Source organism: Actinomyces ruminis, from assembly GCF_002154335.2.
Classification (GTDB): domain Bacteria; phylum Actinomycetota; class Actinomycetes; order Actinomycetales; family Actinomycetaceae; genus Actinomyces; species Actinomyces ruminis.
Window position 1 is genome coordinate 1 of the sequence record NZ_MTPX02000027.1, and the last position, 3,939, is coordinate 3,939.

General features: G+C 60.9%; 5 protein-coding genes and 1 pseudogene. 4 read left to right on the forward strand and 2 right to left on the reverse strand.

Annotated elements, in window-relative coordinates:
* The 3 genes from BW737_RS04095 to BW737_RS04105 form a co-directional block, all read left to right on the forward strand.
* Nucleotides 1–139 (forward strand): DUF933 domain-containing protein (locus BW737_RS04095; protein WP_143233263.1); only part of this gene is annotated, 139 nt, incomplete at its 5' end.
* A 503-nt stretch (nt 140–642) separates the two neighbouring features.
* Nucleotides 643–1,470: a TIGR02391 family protein gene (locus BW737_RS04100; protein ID WP_086616090.1), complete on the forward strand. Its 828-nt coding sequence runs from the start codon at nt 643–645 to the stop codon at nt 1,468–1,470.
* Nucleotides 1,467–2,606, forward strand: coding sequence for a hypothetical protein (locus BW737_RS04105; RefSeq protein WP_086616091.1), 1,140 nt, complete (start codon nt 1,467–1,469; stop codon nt 2,604–2,606). Before BW737_RS04100 ends, BW737_RS04105 begins: the two co-directional genes overlap by 4 nt.
* 648 nt (nt 2,607–3,254) lie before the next feature.
* Here BW737_RS04105 and BW737_RS04110 read toward each other — a convergent pair.
* Both BW737_RS04110 and relB read right to left on the reverse strand, forming a co-directional pair.
* Nucleotides 3,255–3,539: a type II toxin-antitoxin system RelE family toxin gene (locus tag BW737_RS04110; protein ID WP_086616092.1), complete on the reverse strand. Its 285-nt coding sequence runs from the start codon at nt 3,537–3,539 to the stop codon at nt 3,255–3,257.
* Nucleotides 3,536–3,742 carry a type II toxin-antitoxin system RelB family antitoxin gene (gene relB / locus BW737_RS04115; protein WP_257210451.1) on the reverse strand — a complete coding sequence of 69 codons (207 nt, stop codon included), beginning with the start codon at nt 3,740–3,742 and terminating at the stop codon, nt 3,536–3,538. Before relB ends, BW737_RS04110 begins: the two co-directional genes overlap by 4 nt.
* 80 nt (nt 3,743–3,822) lie before the next feature.
* Here relB and BW737_RS04120 point away from each other — a divergent pair.
* Nucleotides 3,823–3,939: pseudogene (locus tag BW737_RS04120) on the forward strand (redox-regulated ATPase YchF); the annotation flags it as partial.

Below are 3,939 nucleotides of genomic sequence, written 5' to 3' on the forward strand. Positions count from 1 at the left end.
CGACGACCTCATGGAGTACGGCTCCATGGCCGAGGTCCGCGCCCACGGGCGGGTCCGCATGGAGGGCAAGGACTACGTCATGGCCGACGGTGATGTGGTCGAGTTCCGAACGGGGCTTACGTCTGGCGGCAAGAAGTGAGCTCTGAACTTGTAGCGGCGTTGGCTGGCGCGGTAGTCGGTGCAATCCTGACGGGAATGTTGAGTATCCTTCAGACCTTCTTGTCGCAGAAGGCACAGTCCCGTACCGAGCGCGAGCGTCAGCGGCTGGCCCTTGTGCGTGAAATCATGAGGCATCGGCTTGATCAGAAGCGTCTAATAGGCCCGCTTAACGAGATTCCACTCCTCTTTGGGATGATGCGGACTCGCTTCGGTTGTACAGAGAGACGCGCGACGCGCGCGATCCCCGCGATAGAACGCGCTTGCTCTCAGATCTCATCAATCGGCTTGCCTCGCTTGTGGGTTTGCCCCCAAGTGTGCGACTGTCCGATGTGCATAGAGGGTTTCAATTAAATGAGTGAGGCGCTGATTTCAAGCTGTCGTCTGGTGGAATTCCGAGCGGGGCTCACGTCTGAGGGAAGAAGTGAGCGGTCGGCGCATGTGTCGTCGGCTCTATACTCCATCGATGCGCGACGGTGATCCGGTATGACTGAACTTCCGCAGTCCTGGTCGTACGCAGTGCTTAAGGAGATTGCTGGCGTCCTTGCCGACACCAATGAAGGCTTGACTGGTAGAGAGATTGGCGATTTGCTTCATCACTTGCGTATGGAGGACCCGATCCCGACAGCGACCAAGCGCGAACGGCTGGCCAAAGCCTTCATCGCTCACCAAGACAAGTATCAGAGTTCGAAGGGCGTAATCAATTTCATCGTCATGGTGATGGAACCGGTGAGGTATCGCACTCAGCCGGAGCTGTTCTCCCTTCGTCAAGATCAGCTCAATGAACGTCTTGCCTTCGTCGGGCTGCAGGTTAACGACGAGGGCAAAGTTGTCAGCGGCGCAGTTGCCCAGACCCTGGATGAAGCGTCTCGCATCGCTACGTCGATCCGCGATGAACTCTGCCGCCGTAAGTGCCATCCGGAGGTGCTCCGGTACTGTTCGCTTGAGGTGCTAAAGAAGGCGCATTTCCATGCCTGCCTTGAGGCGACCAAGAGCATCTTCGATCGTATCCGGGACCTGAGCGGCGCTTCGGACGACGGGGCAGCGCTCGTTGATGCCGCTCTGGCGCTCGGCAAGTCTGGTGTGCCGATGCTTGCGATCAACTCGCTGCGTACACAGACCGAGAAGGACGAGCAGACCGGGCTCGCGAATCTCGTGAAGGGTTTGAGCGGTCTCTACCGGAACCCGACGGCGCACGATCCGAGGCTGAACCGGACGGTCAGTGAGGACGAGTTGCTCGAAGTGTTGACGGTGGTCTCGATGGTCCATCGAAGACTTGACGGCGCATCGGTGTCCAGTGGAGGTTCGTCGTGAACGATGATGACAACCACGAGGTTGAGTCTGAAGACGGTGACGCCTCTCAACTCGAGGAAGGGGCATTGGAGCCTGTAGAGTCGGCCGCGGGCGACCGCAGGGATCGGGATGTTGGCTTCCGCATGCCAGCGGGGTTCTCGTGGTCGCTCCTGCCCAACATGGACGATCTCATTGCCCGCGTCCTTGTGCCCCTGCAGAAGCAGATCCGATCGTCGATGCCCGACTACAGTGTCATCGCCCGCGAGGCTCTCGCGCCGATGAATGAACAGCTTAGGGAGCAGATGGCGTCGATCGCCTCCGGTGTACCCACCTACTCGATGTCACTGCTCGACCTGCCCGCACTACAGGCTCTGTTTGTCAGCCCCGTGACTCAGGAGATACTCAAGCAAATCTCTGAGCAGCAGGCTAAGGCAATGGAGGGCCTGCGAAAATCGCTCGGGCCTCTGTTTGCCCCGGAATCGCTTCGGGGCCTGAACCGCGCCCTGCTGCCTCCCAATCTCAAGGATCATGCTGACGAGATTGGGGCCAACCAGGTCCACGAGTTCGTCGAGCAGGAGGGCATCCCGCTCTACCTCGTGCCACGGGGCCGCACGGCGCTGCGGCTGCTTCGGGCCAAGGACCGTGCGGGGCGACGACGAGTGCTCGGCGAGTGCTACAAGTCGCTCATGGAAGACTGCGCCGTCGTACTGGAGCGGGCGGATCACGAGGTGATCAGCGACGAGCTGAACTTTGTCTTGGACGGCCTAGGCGCAATGCGCGCCGGCTACGTTCGTTCGGCTCAGGCTGTGTTTACTGTCGTGCTGGACACGTTGATTTATCGTTTCTATCCCGATCGAGAGGAACGTAGGGTTATCACGAACCACAAGAGGGGTGCTGACGTCCCAGATAAAATCGTTAAGATGGGTGTCCGTGAAGCGCTCGTATGGCTGCCGATCTGGAACTCGCACGAGGAGTTCTGGAAGCACAAGGGCGACAAGGTGCCGCAATACTACTCGCGCCACGCCAGTGTCCACGGCGTCTCCTCTCGTCAGTTCAGCAAGCGCAACTGCGTCCAAGTGCTCATGCTGGTAACTAGCCTCATTGGGCACGTTAATCAGATGGCCCGCGAAGCCAGTTATGGGGCTCTTCCGGTTTGAGGATGTGGCGGTGGGTAGTCGCGGGCCGAGTGCTGCTCTGCTCATCTGCGGGTATGCCTGTGGTGGCGGTCGCTGCTGCCGCGCGTCCTGGGAAAGTGTCCGGTTTTGGGACAAACGGTGGAGGCGGCGTCCAAGGCCGCGAGCAGAACGTTGGAGTCATGCGGGTGCTAGAACGGCTCGCGCCCACGTGGGCGGCGTTTGTCCCGAATCTGGACATTCCACCCCGAGGCGTGCACTCCGGATGCCGGCGGTCCGCGCGTACTCGGCTCGGCACGCGCTTCCAGCTCGCGGGCCCGCCCGCTGACACCGGGCGAAGGACGACCAGCCAGGCTTGGGTCACCACCACGCCGGGCCAAGGCACCAACCGCGCCCATCCCAAACCCCACCACACCCTCAAACCGGAAGGGCCAGTTATGGCTGCTCCGGGGCGGCAGCAATGACAGCGCAGCTCAACCGCCGTCGCCGATGAGGTAGTCCCTGCCTTTTGATGCACGGGGCTCAACGGCTCCGACCTCCGGGTGTGTGATCGGCAGGACCTTGTGTTGTCGCTCGTGCGTGGTTGCAATCACTTGCTTACGACTCGATTTGAAGGTCGTTCGTGGCCTCGCGGTTCCAAGTGGAGTTCAGGTTCAATGTGTAGCAAGTCGCTTAGTCGTTGTACACCTTGTCGCGGCGTCCGATGGAGAAGACTTCGATCGTGACGATGTCGTCGTGGATGAGCGCGAGGATCCGGTAGGAGCCCACGCGGTAACGCCACTCGCCCGAGCGGTTCGCGGTCAGCCCCTTGCCGAAGGCACGGGGGTCGGCACACCCATCGATGTTGTTCTTGATCCAGGTGGCAAGGATCCTGGCGTCAAACCGGTCCATCTTCTTCAGTTGTTTGCGGGCCCGCGTGGTCAACTCGACTCGGTACGGGCTGGTCTGTGCGGTCATGAGGCGAGTTCGGACAGGATCTCGTCGATGCTGAAGCGTTCGCCGGAATCCTGTGCGATCGCCTCGCGCAGCTCCTGTAGATCGTAGGAGTCCTCGATCTTCTCCAGGATCGCGGTACGGGCGAAATCGGAGACGGTTACGCCCTCGAACTGGGCGAACTTGCGGACGAGTTCGGCATCCTGCTCGTTCATGCGCACTGTCATGGTGCTCACGGTCGGCTCCTTCTCATGGTTCGTGAATACATTGTATTCAGGCCGGCGCCGCGGGCAAGGCGCTGGACGCTGAGATTATGGGCGAGTATGGCCAGGACGAGTCCGGCCTGGACAAGCTGGCGCGCGTCGGCTTCGACACCCTCGGCCTGCAGACCTTCCTGACGGCGGGGGAGAAGGAGTCGCGCGCC

What these genes read in the sequence shown, in the direction of transcription:
- BW737_RS04100 (WP_086616090.1), top strand. Translation starts at nt 643, where the DNA reads ATGACTGAACTTCCGCAGTCCTGGTCGTACGCAGTGCTTAAGGAGATT.
- BW737_RS04110 (WP_086616092.1), bottom strand. Translation starts at nt 3,539, where the DNA reads ATGACCGCACAGACCAGCCCGTACCGAGTCGAGTTGACCACGCGGGCC.
- relB (WP_257210451.1), bottom strand. Translation starts at nt 3,742, where the DNA reads ATGACAGTGCGCATGAACGAGCAGGATGCCGAACTCGTCCGCAAGTTC.